Source organism: Cyanobium sp. BA20m-p-22 (assembly GCF_024346275.1).
Classification (GTDB): Bacteria; Cyanobacteriota; Cyanobacteriia; order PCC-6307; family Cyanobiaceae; genus Cyanobium_A.
Window position 1 is genome coordinate 24,405 of sequence record NZ_JAGQCQ010000001.1, and the last position, 18,802, is coordinate 43,206.

The window sequence follows — 18,802 nt, forward strand, 5'->3', positions numbered from 1 at the left end:
TCAGCCCAGCGCCTTGGCCTTGGCCACCACGTTGTCGACGGTGAAGCCAAACTTCTCCATGCAAACCGGCCCCGGGGCGGAGGCGCCGAAGCGGTCGATCGACACGGTGTCACCGTCGAAGCCGCTGTACTTGTGCCAGCCGAAGCTGCTGGAAGCTTCCACCACGATGCGCTTGCGGCAGGCGGCGGGCAGCACGCTTTCGCGGTAGGCCGCGCCCTGCTCTTCGAACAGCTCGATGCAGGGCATGGACACCACGCGCACGTTCTTGCCTTCGGCCCGCAGCTGGGCTGCGGCCTTGGTGCAGAGCTCCAGTTCAGTACCAGTGCCGATCAGGATCAGCTCGGGGCTGCCGTTGCTGTCTTCGAGGATGTACCCGCCCTTGGCCACATGGGCTGCAGCCGAACCGGGTTGGTTGGCCATGGCCTGGCGGCTGAGGGCCAGCACGGTGGGGCGCTTGCGGTTGGTGACGGCCACCTGGTAGGCCCCCATGGTTTCGTTGCCGTCGCCGGGGCGGATCACCAGCAGGTTGGGGATGGCGCGCAGGTTGGCGAGGGTTTCCACCGGCTGGTGGGTGGGGCCATCTTCTCCCAGGCCGATTGAGTCGTGGGTGAGCACGTAGATGCAGCCCAGTTCGCTCAGGGCCGAGAGGCGCATGGCACCGATCATGTAGCCGGCAAACACCAGGAAGGTGCCGCCATAGGGGATCAGGCCACTGCCGTGGTAGGCGATGCCATTCATGATCGCCGCCATGGCGTGTTCGCGCACGCCGAAGTGCAGGTAGCGGTTGGCCTCCCCGCCTTTCTGGAAGCTGGCCTCGCCCTTGATGTCGGTGAGGTTGGAGTGGGTCAGGTCGGCGGAGCCGCCGATCAATTCGGGCAGGTTGGGGCCGAACGCATTGAGGGCGTTGTAGGAGTGCATGCGGGTGGCCAGGCCCTTGTCTGCGGGGCTGAAGCTTGGCAGGGTCGAATCCCAACCCTGGGGCAGTTCGCCGCGCAGCTGGCGCTCGAATTCGGCCGCCTCGGCGGGGTATTGGCTGCGGTAGGTGGCCAGGCTGGCGTTCCAGGCGGCTTCGAGGGCTTCACCGCGGCTGATCGCCTGGCGCCAGTGGTCGTAGGCGTCCTGGGGTACTTCGAAGAGCCCGTAATTCCAGTCGAGGGCCTTGCGGGTGAGCTCGGCCTCATCGGCTCCGATGGCCGCGCCGTGGATGCCGGCGGTGTTGGCCTTGTTGGGCGAGCCGTAGCCGATCGTGGTGGTCACCTTGATCAAGCTGGGCTTGTCGGTGACGGCCTTGGCGGCCTCAATCGCCCGGGCGATGCCGGCCACATCGGTGTTGCCCTCGGCCACATGCTGCACATGCCAGCCGTAGGCCTCGTAGCGCTTCAGCACGTCCTCGGTGAAGGACACGGCGGTGTTGCCGTCGATGGTGATGTGGTTGTCGTCGTAGAGGGCAATCAGCTTGCCCAAGCCCAGGTGGCCGGCCAGGGAAGCGGCCTCGCTGCTCACACCCTCCTGGTTGCAGCCATCACCCATGATCACGTAGGTGTAGTGGTCAACCAGTTCGCAACCGGGTTTGTTGAACTTGGCTGCCAGGTGGGCTTCGGCGATTGCCAGGCCGACGGCGTTGGAGATGCCCTGGCCCAGTGGTCCGGTGGTGACCTCCACCCCGGGGGTCTCAAAGGTTTCCGGGTGGCCGGGGGTCCGGGACTCCCACTGGCGGAATTGCTTGATGTCTTCGATGGTCACCGAGTCGTAGCCGGTGAGGTGCAGCAGGGCGTAGAGCAGCATGCAGCCGTGACCGGCCGAGAGCACGAAGCGGTCGCGGTTGAACCACTTGGGGTTCCTGGGGTTGTGCTTGAGCACCTTGTCCCACAGGGCGAACGCCATCGGTGCACAGCCCATGGGCAGCCCCGGGTGACCGGAATTCGATTTGTTGACCGCGTCGATCGCCAGGAAGCGGATGCTGTTGACGCAGAGCGACTCGAGGGAGGTAGGGGGGGCGGCGACCATGGCTAGGACTGGTGTGGAGGGGAGGGGAGGGTGCTCACGCCATGCGGCGGAAGGCCAGGCAGACGTTGTGACCGCCAAATCCGAAGGAATTGGAGAGCACCACGTTGAGGGTGTGTTCCCTGGCCTGGTTGGGAACCACATCCAGATCACAAGCCGGATCTGGATTTTGGTAATTGATCGTAGGCGGCACCAGGTTGTGCCCTATGGCCAGCACGGCCGCGACGGCTTCGATGCCGCCACTGCCGCCGAGCAGGTGGCCCGTCATCGACTTAGTTGAGCTAACCGGAATCCGGTAGGCCCAGTCGCCGAGGGCGCGCTTGATGGCAGCGGTTTCGTTGCTGTCGTTGGCCTGGGTGCTGGTGCCGTGGGCGTTGACGTAGTCGACGGCCTCGGGCTCGAGTTGGGCATCTTTGAGGGCAAGCCGCATGGCTTCGGCCCCGCCGATGCCACCGGGGGTGGGAGAGGTGATGTGATGGGCATCACAGGTCATGCCGTAGCCCACCACCTCGGCCAGGATCTGGGCACCGCGTAAACGGGCATGGTCCAGGCTTTCCAGCACCAGAATGCCGGCCCCTTCGCCGATCACAAAGCCATTGCGCTTGGCGTCGAAGGGACGGCTGGCGGTGGCCGGATCGTCGTTGCGGAATGAAAGCGCCTTGGCGCTGGCAAAACCCGCCACTCCGAGGGGAGTGATCGCCGATTCCGCCCCGCCGCAAACCATGGCGTCAGCCAGGCCCAGCTGGATCAGGCGGTAGGCGTCGCCGATGGCGTTTGAGCCGGCCGCGCAGGCTGTCGACACCGCACTGCTGGGCCCCCTCGCCGCCAAGGCGATCGCCGTCAGGCCAGTGGCCATGTTGGGGATCATCATCGGCACGCAGAAGGGGCTGACCCGATCGGGCCCCCGGTCTGCCAGCACCTGGGCCTGGGTTTCCATCATCAGCAGGCCACCCACGCCGGAACCGATGGCGGTGCCGACCCGATTCTGGTTGCTGGAGTCGATGGTCAGCCCGGCATGGCCCACGGCCTGTTTGGCGGCCACCACGGCAAACTGGCAGAAGCGATCCCAGCGCTTGGATTCCTTCGGCTCCAGCCAGCCGGAAGGATCAAAATTTTTGACCTCCGCTGCAAAGCGGCAGGCATGGCGACTGGCATCAAACAGGGTGATCGGTGCCACGCCGTTGCGGGCGGAACACAGACCTTCCCAATAGGTTTTGACATCGTTGCCAAGCGGCGTAACCGCGCCCAGACCGGTGACGACGACGCGCTGGAGTCCCTGCACCATGGAATGGCTCAGGCCTGCTTGTCCTGGATGAACTTGACGGCATCACCCACGGTGGTGATGCCTTCGGCAGCTTCGTCGGGAATCTCGATGTCGAAGGCTTCTTCCAGGGCCATCACCAGTTCGACGGTGTCGAGGGAGTCAGCACCGAGATCGTTCTGAAAGTTGGATTCGGGCTTCACGTCCCCGGAATCAACGCTGAGCTGCTCCGCAACGATCGAGCGCACTTTCTCGAAGATCGCTTCCTGGGACATGGCTGCTTTGAGAGTCGACGCACTCTACGGGTCGCTCTGCAGGGCATCTGCCGCCGTATGAACAAGGGTGACGGGGTCGGGGGGCCGCCGCAGGCTTGCCTGGGGCTTTGGGTACGTTGGGCGTCAAGCCGTCCTTCACCGGGCCATGTCCCACGCCGTCAAGATCTACGACACCTGCATCGGCTGCACCCAGTGCGTGCGTGCCTGCCCTCTCGATGTCCTCGAGATGGTGCCCTGGGATGGCTGCAAGGCCGGCCAGATCGCCTCCTCGCCCCGCACCGAAGACTGCGTGGGTTGCAAGCGCTGCGAAACCGCCTGCCCTACCGACTTCCTCAGCATCCGCGTCTATCTCGGCGATGAAACCAGTCGCTCGATGGGCCTTTCCTACTGAGCCAGCTTTGCCTTGGCTCCAGGGCCCATAGGCTCAAGCCCGGCCCGTTGCCGGGCTTTTTTGTTGCGCTCTTCGCTGGCCCAGCCCTATGTGCGGCATCGTTGCCCTGATTGGATCCCGGGAGGCGGCTCCCCAGCTGCTGGAAGGTCTGCGCCAGCTGGAATACCGCGGCTACGACTCAGCTGGTATCGCCAGCGTGGATGGGGCGGGGCTCCACTGCCTCAAGGCCGAGGGCAAGCTGGTCAATCTCACGGCCCGCTTTGAGGCCGAGGGCGCCCCGGGCCACTGCGGCATAGGCCATACCCGCTGGGCCACCCACGGCAAGCCTGAAGAGCGCAACGCCCACCCCCACCTCGATGGAAGCGGCCAGCTGGCGGTGGTGCAGAACGGCATCATCGAGAACTACCGCAGCCTGCGGGAGGAGTTGCAGGCAGAAGGGGTGTTGTTCCGCTCCGAGACGGACACCGAGGTGATCCCCCATCTGCTGGCGCGGCAGCTGGCAAGGTTCACGGCGGCGGGTCGCAAGCCCAGTGGGGCACTGCTGCTGGAGGCGGTGCAGCAGGTGTTGCCCCTGCTGCAGGGGGCCTATGCCCTGGCGGTGGTGTGGGCCGAGGCCCCCGGGGCCCTGCTGGTGGCGCGCCGGGCGGCACCGCTGTTGATCGGCCTGGGGGAAGGGGAATTCCTCTGCGCCAGCGACACCCCAGCCCTGGCTGGCTTCACCCGCACAATCCTGCCGATGGAGGACGGCGAGGTAGCCCTGCTCACTCCGCTGGGTATAGAGCTATACGACCAGGCCGGGGGGCGGGTAGAGCGCAGCCCCAGCCTGCTGAGCGGCACCGAGCACGTGGCCGATAAGCGCAGCTTTCGCCACTTCATGCTCAAGGAGATCCACGAGCAGCCGGAAACGGCGGCGCTCTGGGTGGCCCGTCACCTGCCGCAGACGCTGCCCGGCGAGGCCGGCCCCCTGGTGGCCCTGCCCCTGCCTGCGGAGGTGTTTGAGGGGGTGGAGCGGATCCAGATCCTGGCCTGCGGCACCAGTCGCCATGCGGCCCAGGTGGGGGCCTACCTGCTGGAACAACTGGCAGGAATTCCAACCAGTGTCTTCTATGCCAGTGAATTCCGCTACTCGCCGCCGCCGCTCTCCGCCCACACCCTCACGATCGGCGTGACCCAGTCAGGGGAAACGGCAGACACCCTGGCGGCCCTGGCCATGGAGCAGGAGCGGCGCCAGTTGATCCCTGATCCAGCCTTTGCCCCCAGGCTGCTGGGGATCACCAACCGGGCGGAGAGCTCCCTGGCCCGGATGGTGGATCACATCCTCGATATCGGAGCGGGCATTGAGGTGGGGGTGGCAGCCACCAAAACCTTCCTGGCCCAGTTGCTGGCTTTCTATGGCCTGGCCCTGGCCTTTGCCGAGCGCCGGCTGGGCAAAGAGCAGCATGGCGCCAGTTCGGGCTGCAGCCGCGCCGGTCTGGAAGCCTTGGTGGCCCAGTTGCGGCAATTGCCCCAGCAGCTCGAGGCCCTGGTGGCCGATCACGACCAGCGCTGCGCTGGCCTGGCCCACCGGTTTGAGGGCACCCAGGATGTGATCTTCCTCGGCAGGGGCATCAACTATCCAATTGCCCTGGAGGGTGCCCTCAAGCTCAAGGAGATCAGCTACATCCATGCCGAGGGGTATCCGGCGGGGGAGATGAAGCACGGCCCCATTGCCCTGCTCGATGCCAAGGTGCCGGTGGTGTCGATCGCCATGCCGGGCAAGGTGTTTGACAAGGTCCTCAGCAATGCCCAGGAGGCCAAGGCCCGGGACGCCCAGCTGATCGGTGTCGCCCCCAACTGCCCTGATGCGGAGTTATTTGATCTACTGCTGCCGGTGCCGGTGGTGGATGAACTGCTGAGCCCGCTGCTCACGGTGATTCCAATGCAGCTGTTGAGTTATCACATCGCGGCCCACCGGGGCCTGGATGTGGATCAGCCGCGCAACCTGGCCAAGAGCGTCACCGTGGAGTGAGAGCTGAACTGCTAATTATTGGTCGGCTGATTACTGAACAGCTGATTACTACTTCGTAACATTCGAACTGATTTGGTCGGTGCGACCGTAGCGATCGTCAAAGCGCACGATGTCGTCTTCGCCCAGGTAGGGGCCGCTCTGCACCTCAATCATCTCTACAGGGATCTTGCCCGGGTTGGTTAGCCGGTGCCGGCAGCCCAGGGGGATGTAGGTGCTCTGGTTTTCGCTGACCAGCTCCTGCTGGCCATCCTTTTCCACCAGCGCCGAGCCCTGCACCACGACCCAGTGTTCGGCCCGGTGGTGGTGCATCTGCAGCGAAAGGCTGGCGCCGGGGTTGACCACGATCCGCTTCACCTGCCAGCGGGATCCCTCGGTGACGCCGTCATAGGAGCCCCAGGGGCGATAGATCTTGCGGTGGGCCTTGCTCTCCGGGGCCCCCTGGCGCTCCAGCAGGCTCACGATCCCCTTGATGTCCTGGGCTCGGTTGCGGTGGGCGACTAGCACCACATCGTCGGTTTCCACCACCACCAGGTCTTCGACGCCAAGCCCCACCACCAGGCGGTGCTCGCTGCGCAGGTAGCAGTTGCGGGAGTCTTCGTGGATCACCCGGCCCCGCAGCACGTTGCCCTGATCATCCTGGTCGGCGGTTTCCCAGAGGGCGCTCCAGCTGCCCACATCACTCCAGCCCGCCTCCAGGGGCAGCACGGCGCCCCGGTCGGTGCGCTCCATGACGGCCACGTCGAGGGCCACGTTGGGGCAGGCGGCAAAGGCTTCCCGCTCCAGCCGCAGGAAGTTGAGGTCGGCACTGTCCTGTTCCAGGGCCAGCCTGCAGGCGCTGACCACCTCAGGCACCAGCCGTTCGAGCTCCGCCAGGATGGCGCTGGCCTTAAACAGGAACATGCCGCTGTTCCAGGTGAAGCGGCCGGTGGCCAGGAACTGCTCGGCGGTGGCCCGATCGGGCTTCTCTACAAACCGGGCGATCGGCACTGGCCTGTTGACCTCCCCGAGGGGCTCGGCTGCCTCGATATAGCCGTAGCCAGTTTCAGCCGCGGTGGGCACGATCCCGAAGGTCACCAGCTGGCCCGCCTCCGCTGCCGCCGCGCCGGCCGTGATCGTGTCGCGGAAGGCCGCGGCGTTGCGAATGGCGTGGTCCGCCGCCAGGACCAGCAGCAGGGGGTCATTGCCTTGAGCCGTGGCCTGAAGTGCCGCCACCGCCACCGCCGGGGCCGTGTTGCGGCCTACCGGCTCCAGCAGGATCCCCGCCGGTTCTACGCCGATCTGCCGCATCTGCTCGGCCACGATGAAGCGGTGATCTTCATTGCAGATCAGCAATGGCGCTGCCAGCCCCTCCAGGCCCTCCAGTCGCTGCTGGGTCTGCTGCAGCAGGGTTTCCTCGCCGCCGCCGGCCAGGGGCCAGTATTGCTTCGGATAGCTGGCGCGCGAGAGGGGCCACAGTCTGGTGCCCGTGCCGCCGCAGAGGATCACCGGAACCAGGGTGCTGACGGGCATGGGAGCGCCTAAAGTGGACCCATTCAAGGCCATTCAGCCACTTCGGGCCAGCTCAGAGGTCCAGTAGCCCTGGCGGTGGGGTGATGCCGATCCAGCCCTCTGCAAGGTGCACCTCCGGCACGATCGCGGTCACGAAGGGGATCAGTAGGCGGCGGGAACCGGTCGGGGTGTCCTGCTCCACTTCCAGCAGGTCGTTGCCGGCATGGATCAGGTTGCACACCCGGCCGATCGGCCGCTGTCCCTCCAGCAGGCGCACCTCGGTTCCCACCAGATCGAGCAGGTGAAATTCACCCTGGGCCAGCTTGGGCCGGTCATCGGAGGGCACCAGCAGTTCGGCCCCCACCAGGGCCTCAGCTGCGACGCGGCTGTCAATGGCGGCCAGGCTGACCACAAACAGGTCCCTGCCCGGGAGCTGGCGGCCGCCGAGCAGGGCCACCTCCTGCGGGGTTTGCCCCTTGAGCTGCAGCCAGCGGCGACCGGCCTGGGTGAAGCGCTCCGGGAAATCGCTCATGGGCAGGACCCGCAGCTCCCCCTTCAAGCCCTGGGCGGCCACCAGCTTGCCCACCACCATCAGGTCCGTAGCTGCTTCTGTGGCTGGTTCCATAACTGCTTGGATAACCGTCAGAGTGCCTTTGCCATCGATAATGGCTGGACGCCTCGCCCCACGCCTCGCCCCAACCATGGCCGACCTGCCGATCCTGCCTGGCTCCACCGTGGTGGTGCGTGATGGCCGCTCCATCTACAACGGCTACCGGGGCTTTGTGCAGCGGATCAGCGGTCAGCGGGCCGCCGTGCTGTTCGAGGGCGGTAACTGGGACAAGTTGGTGACCATGCCGATCAAGACCCTCGAGCAGGCTTGATGGTCGCCAGGGCAGCCCGGGCCGCCGCCTGTTCGGCGCTGCGCCGGGAGGGCCCCAGGCCCGTATGGCTGGATTGACCAAGGATCTGCACCGTGCAGCCAAAGCGATGGGGATCGCCGTGCACCTGGCTGCGTTCAGCACAGCTGTACTGGGGCAGCCCCAGGCCCTGGCCCTGACTCCATTCCTGCAGGGCCGATTTCCAGTTATGGCGATCGGGATCGCTCAGCAATTCGGCGGCGCTGAGCTGCCAGTGGGGGGTGAGCCAGCAGTGCACCGGCTCTAGGCCGCCATGGCCGCCCCCCCAGGCCTCATAGAGGCCCCCCAGCAGGGCCTCGCAACATTCCGCTCGCACGGTGGCCCGTCCGGCGCTGTCGCCAGTGGCCATCGGCCCAAGCAGCAGAACCGATTCGATGCCGCAGCGCTCGGCGATTTCAGCCAGCCAGCGGTCGCTCACGAGCTGGGCCCTCAGGGCTGACCAGCGGCCCACGCCCAGGCCGGGGTGGTGCCGTTGTAGAAATTCCGCTGCGGCCAGCCGCAGCACGGCATCGCCCAGAAACTCCAGGCGCTCGTGGTTGTGGGCCCGTCCCGCCGAGGTGTGGGTGAGAGCTTCCTCGATCGGGGTCAGGTCGCGGTCGCCGCACTCCAGGCCCAACGACCGGAGGAAGGCAACCAGTTGCTGGTGGCGTTCGGGCCGCATGGCTGGCTTGGGGGAAGGGGGTGAAAGCAGGTCGTAAGCCGGGTTCTGTTCTCCCATCAGCAAGCTGGTGGGGGGTGATCATCTGTCTGGGACCGCCGTTACCGGCGGCCTCGAGCGGCGCACTTGAATCGGGACGGGTGTCATGGCCAACCGTTGTCCCTGGGCCTTGCTCCCGGCCGGGGTTTACCGAGCCAGCACCTCTCGATGCTGCTGGTGCGCTCTTACCGCACCTTTGCACCCTTGCCTGTGCGGGGGGCGAGCCCCCTGCCATCGGCGGTGTGTTTCTGTGGCACTGTCCTCACGGTCACCCGCACTGGGCGTTACCCAGCAAGCCTGGCCATTGGGGAGCCCGGACTTTCCTCAACCAGGCGCCCGAGCCGCTCCGAAGAGGCGGTTAGACCCTGATCGCGATCACCTCACCTGCTTTCACGTCCCATAATGCCGCTGCGGGTCCCCCTGGGGATTTCCGCGGGGGGCTGTAGCTCAGCCGGATAGAGCGACGGTTTCCTAAACCGTAGGTCGTGGGTTCGAGTCCCGCCAGCCCCGTGCTCCAGTAGTGCTCTGCAGCCGCCAGCTCCGATGGGCCGCCCCTACCAACCTTCCCTGCTGAGGCTGCTGCACGGGGCCACCGCTGTTTTGGTGCCCCTGGCCTGGCTGAGTGGGCTGCTGGTGTACTCCAACCTCGATGGCCGCTGGGGTCGCCTTCCCTGGCGGATCGGCGGCGACTGGATCGACCTCCACGGCAGCACCGGGGTCCTGCTCTGGCCGGTGGCTCTGCTGTTTGGCGTCTATGCCATCAGCGTTGGCCGGCGGCGCCTGCAGCAGCCGGCCAACGCCCTGGCCCTGCTGGCCCTGGCCCTGGCGGTGGGCAGCGGCAAGCTGATGCAGGAAGACTGGCTGCGCCAGGGCGAGCTCGATCACTGGGTGTACGGCGTCCATCTGGTGGCCTGGCTGGCCATTGCCTTCTGCGTGGCGGTGCATGTGGGGGCGGTGCTGCAGCGGGGCGGCCTTCCCCTGGCCCGCTCGATGGCCAGCTGGCGCATGCAGGCCAACGGCGCTGAGCAATCGGGTAGTGCCCACTACCGGTAGTGGTCTTTTCAATTTGGCCACCGGGGCTAGCGTGGTCCCAATCGTCTGATCGCGGTGACCCAGCTCCATGACCTGCGTCTGCGGCTGCTGGTGCAGCAGGAGAGCGAACTTATCGCCGCCAGCCAGCCCGACGAGCTGGATCTCTCAGTGGTGCAGGCCCGCTGCCTCTGCTGGCTGGCCCTTCTGGCTGAATCCCACGAGGAGCAGGCCACAGATGCGGAGCGTCGCAGCGACACCGAGCAAGCCATGGGCTGGTTTGCCGATTCGATGCGCCTGCGCGACGTGATCAATGTGGTGTCTTCCATTGAGATTCCCCTGCCCGCCGCCAGTGGCGAGATCGACGACTCCAGCGAAGACCTGCCTGACTGGGGCCCCCTGGCGGCATGAGTGCCATAATGGAATTTGAGAACGGAAGGGAAAGCGGTGCCCGAAGAGCCCTGCCAATGCCCTGATTGCCAGCGTTTTTACCGGGAACATGACCGGCTGATCCGCGAAAATCCCACCCTGCGTCAGCAGCAGGAGCTCAGTTGGGCTGCGCTGCAGTCTTTTCGGACCCTGGCGGGTCGGGTTATGGAGGAGTTGCAGAAGCAGCAGGAGGCAAGCGATTCGGCTGCCAATCAGTCAGTGCCTGCCCCCCAGGGGCCCGGGGCGGTGGCCGATGAGGCCGTGGAGCCCGATGCGGTGCAGCAGGCCATGGCCGATCTGGAGAACATCAACGCCCATCTGTTTTCGATCGAGGCGCTGATGGAGCGCATCTTTGATGTGCGCGTGCCTGAAGAGGTGGAACAAAAATTCCGCGAGGTTGCCGGAGAGCTGGCCCCCGATCCCCTCAACGCCGATCGACTCAGGCTAAACCGCCTGCTGCACCAGACCCCGGACCTGCCGGATCGGGGCTGAGCCCCAATCCCATTTGCAGGTCTTAATTGGTCTTGCAAGACTTAATCCGTCTCGCAAGTGATAGTTACTGGGAAGCTCTCAGCTTTCCAGATCCGTTCGGCGTATTCCTTGATCGAGCGATCGGAGGAGAAGAAGCCGCTGCGGGCTGAATTGAGCAGGGACATGCGGTTCCAGAGGCCCCGATTTGCCCAGGTGCGATCCACTTCGGCCTGGGCTCGCAGGTAGTCGTTGAAATCCGCCAGCACAAAGAAGGGATCCCGGCCGGTGAGGTTCTCCAGCAGCGGCCTGAATAGATCGCCATCGCCGTTGCTGAAGTGGCCCTGCTCCACCAGCCGCAGGATCTCGGCGAGCTCGGGCATGGTGCCGATCAGCTCCCAGGGGCGATAGCCGCCCCGGTAGAGGTCGGAGATTTCTGCGGCGGTTTTGCCGAACAGGAAGAAGTTTTCAGCCCCCACCTGCTCGCGGATCTCCACGTTGGCGCCGTCCAGGGTGCCGATCGTGAGGGCCCCATTCATGGCAAATTTCATATTGCCCGTGCCGGAGGCCTCCTTGCCGGCGGTGGAGATCTGCTCGGAGAGATCGGAGGCCGGGTAGACCCGCTCGCCCAGCTTGACGTTGTAGTCGGCCAGGAAGATCACCCGCAGGCGCCCGTCCATGTCGGGGTCGGCATTGATCGTTTCGGCGATGCCGTTTATGAAACGAATAATCAGTTTGGCCATGTAGTAGCCCGGTGCAGCCTTGCCGCCGAAGATCACCGTGCGCGGGGCCATCCCCTCGGCTTGGCCGTTCTTGATACGCAGGTATTGGGCTACCACCTGCAGGGCATTGAGGTGCTGGCGCTTGTACTCGTGGATGCGCTTGACCTGCACATCAAAGAGCGAGGCCGGATCCACCAGCACGCCGGTGTGGCTGTGGATGTAGTGGCTCAGCTTGCACTTCACCGCCAGTTTGGTGGCCTCCCAGCGCTCCAGGAAGCCGGTGTCGTCGACGAACTGCTCCAGCTTGCGCAGCTCGTCGAGCCGGTTGATCCAGCCCTCTCCGATCGACTCGTTCAGCAGGGTTGAGAGCTGGGGATTGGCCAGGGCCACCCAGCGCCTCGGTGTGACCCCATTGGTGACGTTTGTGAACTTCTCGGGCCATAGGGCCGCGAATTCAGGAAACAGCTCGGTTTTGACCAATTCGCTGTGCAGGGCCGCCACACCGTTGACGTGGTGGGAGGCCACGGTTGCCAGGTTGGCCATGCGCACCGCCTTGCCGCCCTCCTCGTCGATAATCGAAACCTTGCTCAGAATCTGCTCATTGCCTGGGTATTTCAGGCGCACCTGCTGCAGGAAGCGGCGGTTGATCTCGTAGATCAGTTCCAGATGGCGGGGCAGCAGGGAGCCGAACAGCTCGAGCCCCCACTTCTCCAGGGCTTCAGGTAGCAGGGTGTGGTTGGTGTAGGAGAGGGCGCGGCTGGTGATGCTCCAGGCCTCCTCCCACTCGAGGTGTTTGTCGTCGATCAGCAGGCGCATCAGCTCGGCCACCGCGATTGCCGGGTGGGTGTCGTTGAGCTGCACCGCCCAGTGGTCGGGGAAGTCGGTGATGGGGAGGCCGCGGGCATCCAGGTTGCGGATCATGTCCTGGAGCGAGCAACTCACGAAGAAGTGCTGCTGCTTCAGGCGCAGGCGGCGGCCCTCGTCGGTGCCGTCATTGGGATAGAGCACCTTGGATAGGGTCTCGCTGCCCACCTTCTCTTCGACAGCGCCGTAGTAGTCGCCGATGTTGAAGGCGTAGAAGTCGAAGGATTCGGCGGCGTCGGCTCGCCACAGACGCAGGCGGTCGCAGGTGTTCACCCGGTAGCCCAGCACCGGCACATCGTGGGGGATGCCGATGGCGTGCTCGCTGGGAATCCAGCGCACCCGGTAGGTGCCGTCGTCGTCGCGGTAGCTCTCGGTGCGGCCGCCGAAGCCCACGAAGCAGGCCTGGTCGGGGTGGGGCAATTCCCAGGGCCAGCCGCTCTTGAGCCATTTGTCGGTGATCTCCACCTGCCAGCCGTCCCGGATCAGCTGGTCGAAGATGCCAAATTCGTAGCGGATGCCGTAGCCAGTGGCCGGGATCTCAAGCGATGCCAGGGATTCGAGGAAGCAGGCCGCCAGCCGGCCCAGGCCGCCGTTGCCCAGGCCCGGCTCCTCCTCGACGTCGAGGATCTCGTTGATGTCGTTGATGCCAAAGCGACGCAGGGCCTCGGCCGCTTCCTCCTGGATGCCGAGCATCAGCAGGTTGTTGCCCAGTTGGGGCCCGATCAGGAATTCGGCCGAGAGGTAGGCGACTACCCGGGTAGGGGTGGCGCTGATCGCTTCAATACCCGCCAGGTAGCGGGTCATCAGCCGGTCGCGCACGGCGTAGCTCAGCGCCATGTAGAGGTCGTGGCGGCTGGCGGTGGGGGCCAGCTTTCCCAGCGTGTAGAAGAGGTGACTGGTCAGGCCGTCGAAGACGTCGTCTGCGGTCAGACCACTGCGGTCGGGTTCGGCGTAGCAGCCAGGCGTCGGCAGGCGCAGGTTGCTGGGTTGGAGATCGCTCATCGCGGTAATACTGCGTCATGGGCCAGCTCGGAGCCGAGGTCCCAGCGCCAGTTCGTCACGTTTTCCGCATCGATGCCGTGCTGGTGGGCGTAGGCGCGGTTGGCCAGGATCGATTCCTTCATGCGCTCCTTGATGTGGGCGGCGCGGGAGCCAAGCCCCGGCACTCGGTCAATAACGTCCATGACTAAATTAAAACGGTCGATCTGATTGTTCATCGCCAGTTCTAGTGGAGTATTGATGTTGCCCTTTTCCTTATATCCACGCACGTGAAAGTTGGCGTGGTTGGTGCGGCGATAGGTGAGCCGGTGAATGAGCCAGGGGTAGCCATGAAAGTTGAAGATCACCGGTCGATCCGTGGTGAACAGGCTGTCGAAGTCGCGATCGCTGAGGCCATGGGGGTGCTCGCTGGGTTGGGTAAGGGCAAACAGTTTGACCACGTTGAGCACCCGAATTTTGAGGCTGGGGATCGCTAGGCGCAAGATTTGCACAGCTGCCAGGGTCTCTTTGGTGGGGATATCGCCAGCGCATGCCATGACGACGGCTGGGTCTTCAGGGTCGCTGTTGCAGTCGTCGTTGCTGGCCCAGCTCCACAGGCCAATCCCCTTGGCCACATGGGCGCGCGCCTGCTCGAGCGTGAGGTATTGGAGATGGGGTTGTTTGTCGCTAACGATGATGTTGCAGACGTTGGTTTCCATCAGGGCCTGCTCGGCAACGGCCAGCAGGCAGTTGGCGTCGGCGGGCAGATAGACCCGTACCACGTCGCCGCTCTTGTTGCCGGCCAGGTCAATGAAGCCCGGATCCTGGTGGGTGAAACCGTTGTGGTCCTGTCGCCAAACCGTGCTGGAGATCAGGCAGGTCCAGGCGGAGATCGGCGCCCGCCAGGGGGCATGGTGTATGCAGCTCTCCAGCCATTTGGCGTGCTGGTTGAACATCGAGGCAATGACATGGGCGAAGGCCTCATAGGTGTGGAAAAGCCCATGCCGCCCCGTCAGCAGGTAGCCCTCCATCATCCCCACCAGGGTGTGCTCGCTCAGCATTTCCACCACCCGGCCACTGCGGCTCAATTCGCCGCCGTTGGCGTCTTCGGGAAGCAGCTCTTCGAGCCAAACCTTCTTGCTGCGCTCGTAGATGGCCTGAAGCCTGTTGGAGGCGGTTTCGTCTGGGCCGAAAACCCGCACTGAATCGGGGTTGAGCCCAATGGTGTCGCGCAGCAGTTCGCCCAGGGGGGCGGTGTTTTCGTGTTCCAGCTTGCCGGGGCCGGAAACGGCGACGGCGTAGCTCTCCAGGCGGGGCAGCAGCAGCCGGCGCCTCAGCAGGCCGCCATTGGCGTGGGGGTTGGAGCCCATGCGGCGCTGTCCGCTGGGCGAGAGGGCTTGCAGGTCGGGCCGCAGGCGGCCCTGGCCATCAAAGAGTTCCTCGGGGCGGTAGCTCTGCAGCCAGGTCTCCAGCTGCTGCAGCTGGGCCGGATCGCCCTTGGGGTTTGGCAGGGGGACCTGGTGGCTGCGCCAGAAGCCCTCGAGTTTGTTGCCCTTGAGTTCCTTTGGCCCGGTCCAGCCTTTCGGGGAGCGCAGCACAACCATGGGCCAGGCCGGGCGGCTGACGTCGGTGGGATCACCGCTGCGGCGCGCTTCCCTCTGGATCTGCTGGATCCGGTCGATGGCGTTGTCCATGGCGGTGGCCATGGCGGCGTGCATCGCCAGCGGTTCGCTGCCTTCCACGAACAAGGGCTCCCAGCCATAGCCGCGCAGCAGGCTGGCCAGCTCCGCCCGGGGGATGCGGGCCAGCAGGGTGGGATTGGCGATCTTGTAACCGTTGAGGTGCAGCACCGGCAGCACGGCGCCGTCGCTGGCGGGATTGAGGAATTTGTTGATGTGCCAGCTGGTGGCAAGGGGCCCCGTTTCCGCCTCGCCATCGCCGACGCAGGCCAGGGCGATCAGCTCCGGGTTGTCGAACACCGCTCCGCAGGCGTGGGAGAGCACATAGCCCAGCTCGCCCCCCTCGTGGATTGAGCCGGGCGTTTCGGGGGTGCAGTGGCTGCCGATGTGGCCCGGGAAGGAGAACTGCCTCAGGAAGCGGCCCATGCCGACGGTGTCCTGGGATTTGTCGGGATAGATCTCGCTGTAGGAGCCGTCCAGGTAGGTGGGGGCCAGTACCCCCGGCGCGCCATGGCCCGGCCCCGAGAGGTAGATCATGCTCAGGTCGTGGGCCCGGATCACCCGGTTGGCATGGGCCCAGATGAAGGCCTGGCCCGGGCTGGAGCCCCAGTGGCCCAGCAGCCGGTTCTTGATGTGCTCCGGCCGCAGCGGCTCCCTCAGCAGGGGGTTGGCCTGCAGGTAAATCATGCCCACCGCCAGGTAGTTGGCGGCCCGCCACCAGCCGTCGAGCAGTTGCAGCTGGGCCGAGGTCATCGTTGCCGCCATGCCCTGTGCACGAATCCCTAAACCTGACCGTAGCCATGGCTGCTACGCAGCAGCTTTAAGCCCGGATAGAGATGGGATTCCCATATCTGGGATCCGGTCCACCTAGGGTCGCCCCCACGCTCTCTTTCCATGGGTCTGCCCGCGCTACTGCTCGAAATCGGCAGTCATCAGTCCGAGGTGGCTGAAACCCTCATCTCGGTGGGGGAGTTCCTGGTCATTTTTGTGGCTGCGCGCTTACTGGCGGAGCTGATGGTGCGGGTCCAGCTGCCCACGATTCTGGGCGAGCTGGTCGCCGGCGTGCTGATCGGAGTATCCGGTTTGCACCTGATCGTGCCCCCCGACACCCAGGCCCAGCTCAGCGGCTGGGGGCTGGGCTTGCTCAGCTCCCTGGCCGATCTCTCACCGGAAATGGTGCAGGAGATCTACACCGAGACCTTCCCAAATCTGGAGGCGGTTTCCCAGATCGGCCTGTTTGCCCTGCTGTTTCTCACCGGTTTGGAGAGCGAGCTCGACGAGCTAGTGGCGGTGGGTGCCCAGGCCACCACGGTGGCAGTGACCGGCGTGGTGCTGCCCTTTGCCCTCGGCACTGCGGGCCTCTATTACCTCTTCGATGTGCCGCTGATACCGTCGATTTTCGCCGGGGCGGCTATGACCGCCACCAGCATCGGCATCACCGCCAGTGTGTTCGGCGAGTTGAAGTTTCTGCGCACCCGCGAGGGGCAGACCGTGATCGGCGCGGCCGTACTCGATGACATCCTCGGCATCGTGATCCTGGCCGTGGTGGTGAGCCTGGCCGGTGGCGAGGGCTTCAGTCTGGGCCCGATCCTCAAGCTGGTGGCAGCAGCGGGGGTTTTTGTGGCGGCGGCCCTTTTTCTGAGCCGCACCGCGGCCCCTGGCTTCGACTGGCTGCTCGACCAGCTCAAGGCCCCTGGTGAGGTCGTGGTGGCGGCCTTCGTGGTGCTGTCGCTCTGCTGCTTCGTGGCCCAGGCCATCGGCCTGGAAGCGGCCCTGGGCGCCTTTGCCGCCGGCCTGATCCTCAGTTCCTCCAAGCACACCCACGCCATCCAGGACACGGTCAAGCCCCTGGTGGCCCTGTTTGCCACGATTTTCTTCGTGCTCATCGGCACCGGCATGGATCTCTCGGTGCTCAACCCCTTCAACCCCGCCAACCGGGAGGGCCTGATCGTGGCGGCCTTCCTGCTCATCGTCGCCATTGCCGGCAAGGTGGCAACCGGCTGGAGCTACATAAGTAAGGAGAAGACCAACCGGCTGGTGGTGGGGCTGGGGATGATGCCCCGGGGCGAGGTGGGCCTGATCTTCCTCGGCCTCGGCACCCAGGCCGGCCTGCTCACCAAACCCCTGGAAGCCGCCATCTTGCTGATGGTGATTGGCACCACCTTCCTGGCTCCGATCCTGCTCAGACTGGTTTTAGGAGCTAGTGCTGGAGGGCCCGATCTTGATCCGCTCGCCGAAAACCCAACCTGAGTTCCCCGGGCCGAGGCGCTGGGGCCTGAGCTGGGGTGGCTGGTTCGACAATCGCCGCGGCGAGTGGTGGTTGCTGGCCCAGTTGGCCCTGATAGCCGCCCACCTGCTTCCGCCTTGGCCGGCTCCAGGGGCGTGGGGTTACGCCTGGCCCCTGCCGGTTGCCCTTGGCGGGGCCTTGCTGTTTCTACTGGGGCTGGCGCTGGCGGCCCAGGCCTTTTGGGGGCTAGGCGCCAGCCTTACCCCCCTGCCCGATCCGATTCCCGGTGCTGCCCTGGTCACCGTTGGCCCCTACGGCCGCTGCCGCCACCCCCTCTATCAGGCCCTGCTGCTCTGCTCCCTGGGGGTGAGCCTTGCCCTGGGCAGCCTGCTGCACCTGGCCCTGCTGCTGGCGCTCTGCGCCGTGCTGGGGGGCAAGGCCAGGCGGGAGGAGCGATCCCTTGAGAGACTGCATCCCGACTACGTCGCCTACCGAGCAAGTACCCCGGCGATCATTCCCCGTCTTCCCTGGCTCGACTGGCGAGTGCTGTGAACAGCCCCCAGCCAGCGGCGATCAGGCCGAGGCTGCTGGCCCAGTCCGGGCCCAGGGCCCAGCTCAGGGCCAGGTCGGCCAGCACGCCGATAGCCAGGGCCAGCAACAGGCTGCTGAGCACCAGCAGCAGTTGCTGGGCCGCCCCAGGCAGGGGGCCTGCGGCCAGGGCCTCCTCCAGGCGCCCTAGGGGCCCGCTCAGGGGTAGGTAGAGCGCCAGGGCCCAGAGGGCGACCCCCGGCAGGAACGGGGTCCAGTCGGGGCTGGGGTAGAGCAATGGCCGACCGCGGATCTCCCTAGCATCGATCAGCCCGGTGACCTACGTAGTGGCTTGCCTGTCTGACCCCCAGCCCTGGAATTACGCCGGTCATCCCGTTCATGTTGTGACGGCTGCGCCCGAGGGGCCCGAGGGGCCGGCTGGGCCCGCGGTGCTGTTGGTGCATGGCTTCGGTGCCTCTACCGACCACTGGCGCCACAACATCCCCGTGCTGGCCCAGCGCCATGAGGTGCACGCCATCGACCTGCTGGGCTTCGGCCGCAGCGCCAAGCCGGCGGAGCTGGCCTACGGCGGCGCCCTCTGGCGCGACCAGCTGGCCGCCTACGTGGCCGAGCGCATCGGCCGGCCCACCGTTCTGGTTGGCAATTCCCTAGGCGGCTTTTCTGCCCTGGCCGCCGGGGCGGCCCTGGGGAACCAGGCGGCCGGAGTGGTGCTGCTGAATGCTGCCGGACCGTTCAGCGATGAGCAGGCTCCGCCCAAGGGCTGGGCTGCCATCGCCCGCCAGACCATCGGTGGCGCCCTGCTGAAAAGCCCGGTGC

At 65.7% G+C, this 18,802-nt stretch carries 18 protein-coding genes, 1 tRNA gene and 1 other RNA gene; 10 read left to right on the forward strand and 10 right to left on the reverse strand.

Features of this window, described 5'->3' with window-relative positions; all coding sequences use genetic code 11:
- From tkt to acpP, 3 genes are read right to left on the reverse strand one after another with little or no spacing between them, the layout of a single operon-like run.
- Positions 1–2,007, reverse strand: coding sequence for a transketolase (gene tkt / locus KBZ15_RS00135; RefSeq protein ID WP_255012362.1), 2,007 nt, complete (start codon positions 2,005–2,007; stop codon positions 1–3).
- A gap of 34 nt (positions 2,008–2,041) precedes the next feature.
- The gene (fabF, locus tag KBZ15_RS00140) at positions 2,042–3,289 is read right to left on the reverse strand and encodes a beta-ketoacyl-ACP synthase II (RefSeq protein WP_255012364.1); all 1,248 of its coding nucleotides are present in this window, start codon (positions 3,287–3,289) and stop codon (positions 2,042–2,044) included.
- Between the two features lie 8 nt (positions 3,290–3,297).
- A complete protein-coding gene (gene acpP, locus KBZ15_RS00145; protein ID WP_197153217.1) occupies positions 3,298–3,540 on the reverse strand; it encodes an acyl carrier protein in 243 nt (80 codons plus the stop codon).
- Positions 3,541–3,685: 145 nt separating this feature from the next.
- Here acpP and psaC point away from each other — a divergent pair, with 145 nt between their 5' ends.
- Positions 3,686–3,931, forward strand: coding sequence for a photosystem I iron-sulfur center protein PsaC (gene psaC, locus KBZ15_RS00150; RefSeq protein ID WP_006042515.1), 246 nt, complete (start codon positions 3,686–3,688; stop codon positions 3,929–3,931).
- A gap of 88 nt (positions 3,932–4,019) precedes the next feature.
- A complete protein-coding gene (gene glmS, locus KBZ15_RS00155; RefSeq protein WP_255012366.1) occupies positions 4,020–5,939 on the forward strand; it encodes a glutamine--fructose-6-phosphate transaminase (isomerizing) in 1,920 nt (639 codons plus the stop codon).
- A gap of 48 nt (positions 5,940–5,987) precedes the next feature.
- Here the strand turns inward: glmS and KBZ15_RS00160 are convergent, their stop codons facing one another.
- A complete protein-coding gene (locus tag KBZ15_RS00160; protein WP_255012368.1) occupies positions 5,988–7,448 on the reverse strand; it encodes a mannose-1-phosphate guanylyltransferase/mannose-6-phosphate isomerase in 1,461 nt (486 codons plus the stop codon).
- Positions 7,449–7,500: 52 nt separating this feature from the next.
- Positions 7,501–8,052, reverse strand: coding sequence for a ribosome maturation factor RimM (rimM, locus tag KBZ15_RS00165; RefSeq protein WP_255012370.1), 552 nt, complete (start codon positions 8,050–8,052; stop codon positions 7,501–7,503).
- 76 nt (positions 8,053–8,128) lie between these two features.
- Here rimM and KBZ15_RS00170 point away from each other — a divergent pair, with 76 nt between their 5' ends.
- The gene (locus KBZ15_RS00170; RefSeq protein WP_197153229.1) at positions 8,129–8,308 is read left to right on the forward strand and encodes an NAD(P)H dehydrogenase subunit NdhS; all 180 of its coding nucleotides are present in this window, start codon (positions 8,129–8,131) and stop codon (positions 8,306–8,308) included.
- Here KBZ15_RS00170 and KBZ15_RS00175 read toward each other — a convergent pair.
- Complete coding sequence (locus KBZ15_RS00175; protein WP_255012373.1) at positions 8,286–9,005, reverse strand: ribonuclease III family protein; 720 nt, start codon at positions 9,003–9,005, stop codon at positions 8,286–8,288. The two genes, KBZ15_RS00170 and KBZ15_RS00175, sit on opposite strands and share 23 nt — an antisense overlap.
- Positions 9,006–9,023: 18 nt before the next feature.
- Positions 9,024–9,433, reverse strand: an RNA gene (rnpB, locus tag KBZ15_RS00180) — RNase P RNA component class A.
- A gap of 44 nt (positions 9,434–9,477) precedes the next feature.
- On the opposite strand from rnpB, the gene KBZ15_RS00185 reads away from it, so the two are divergent.
- The 4 genes from KBZ15_RS00185 to KBZ15_RS00200 all read left to right on the forward strand — a co-directional run bounded on the left by KBZ15_RS00185 (position 9,478) and on the right by KBZ15_RS00200 (position 10,991).
- Positions 9,478–9,551: transfer RNA gene (locus tag KBZ15_RS00185), tRNA-Arg, on the forward strand.
- Positions 9,552–9,584: 33 nt separating this feature from the next.
- Entirely contained in the window at positions 9,585–10,094 is a 510-nt protein-coding gene (locus KBZ15_RS00190) for a cytochrome b/b6 domain-containing protein (RefSeq protein ID WP_255012376.1), read from the forward strand.
- Between the two features lie 54 nt (positions 10,095–10,148).
- On the forward strand, positions 10,149–10,481 hold the full coding sequence (locus KBZ15_RS00195) for a hypothetical protein (RefSeq protein ID WP_255012378.1): 333 nt from the start codon (positions 10,149–10,151) through the stop codon (positions 10,479–10,481).
- Between the two features lie 36 nt (positions 10,482–10,517).
- Complete coding sequence (locus KBZ15_RS00200) at positions 10,518–10,991, forward strand: hypothetical protein (protein WP_254930722.1); 474 nt, start codon at positions 10,518–10,520, stop codon at positions 10,989–10,991.
- Positions 10,992–11,032: 41 nt separating this feature from the next.
- On the opposite strand, the gene KBZ15_RS00205 is transcribed toward KBZ15_RS00200, so the two are convergent.
- Both KBZ15_RS00205 and KBZ15_RS00210 read right to left on the reverse strand, forming a co-directional pair.
- Entirely contained in the window at positions 11,033–13,555 is a 2,523-nt protein-coding gene (locus KBZ15_RS00205; RefSeq protein ID WP_255012380.1) for a glycogen/starch/alpha-glucan phosphorylase, read from the reverse strand.
- Positions 13,552–15,963, reverse strand: coding sequence for a phosphoketolase (locus tag KBZ15_RS00210; protein WP_255012381.1), 2,412 nt, complete (start codon positions 15,961–15,963; stop codon positions 13,552–13,554). The genes KBZ15_RS00205 and KBZ15_RS00210 overlap by 4 nt, the downstream gene beginning before the upstream one ends.
- A 141-nt stretch (positions 15,964–16,104) precedes the next feature.
- On the opposite strand from KBZ15_RS00210, the gene KBZ15_RS00215 reads away from it, so the two are divergent.
- Positions 16,105–17,460, forward strand: a complete 1,356-nt coding sequence (locus KBZ15_RS00215) for a cation:proton antiporter (protein WP_255012383.1) — start codon at positions 16,105–16,107, stop codon at positions 17,458–17,460.
- The gene (locus tag KBZ15_RS00220) at positions 17,432–17,989 is read left to right on the forward strand and encodes an isoprenylcysteine carboxylmethyltransferase family protein (RefSeq protein WP_255012385.1); all 558 of its coding nucleotides are present in this window, start codon (positions 17,432–17,434) and stop codon (positions 17,987–17,989) included. Before KBZ15_RS00215 ends, KBZ15_RS00220 begins: the two co-directional genes overlap by 29 nt.
- Here KBZ15_RS00220 and KBZ15_RS00225 read toward each other — a convergent pair.
- Positions 17,949–18,263 (reverse strand): hypothetical protein, encoded by a 315-nt coding sequence (locus tag KBZ15_RS00225; protein WP_254930717.1) that lies wholly within the window; start codon positions 18,261–18,263, stop codon positions 17,949–17,951. The two genes, KBZ15_RS00220 and KBZ15_RS00225, sit on opposite strands and share 41 nt — an antisense overlap.
- Before the next feature lie 49 nt (positions 18,264–18,312).
- Here KBZ15_RS00225 and KBZ15_RS00230 point away from each other — a divergent pair.
- Positions 18,313–18,802 (forward strand): alpha/beta fold hydrolase (locus tag KBZ15_RS00230; protein WP_255012386.1); only part of this gene is annotated, 490 nt, incomplete at its 3' end.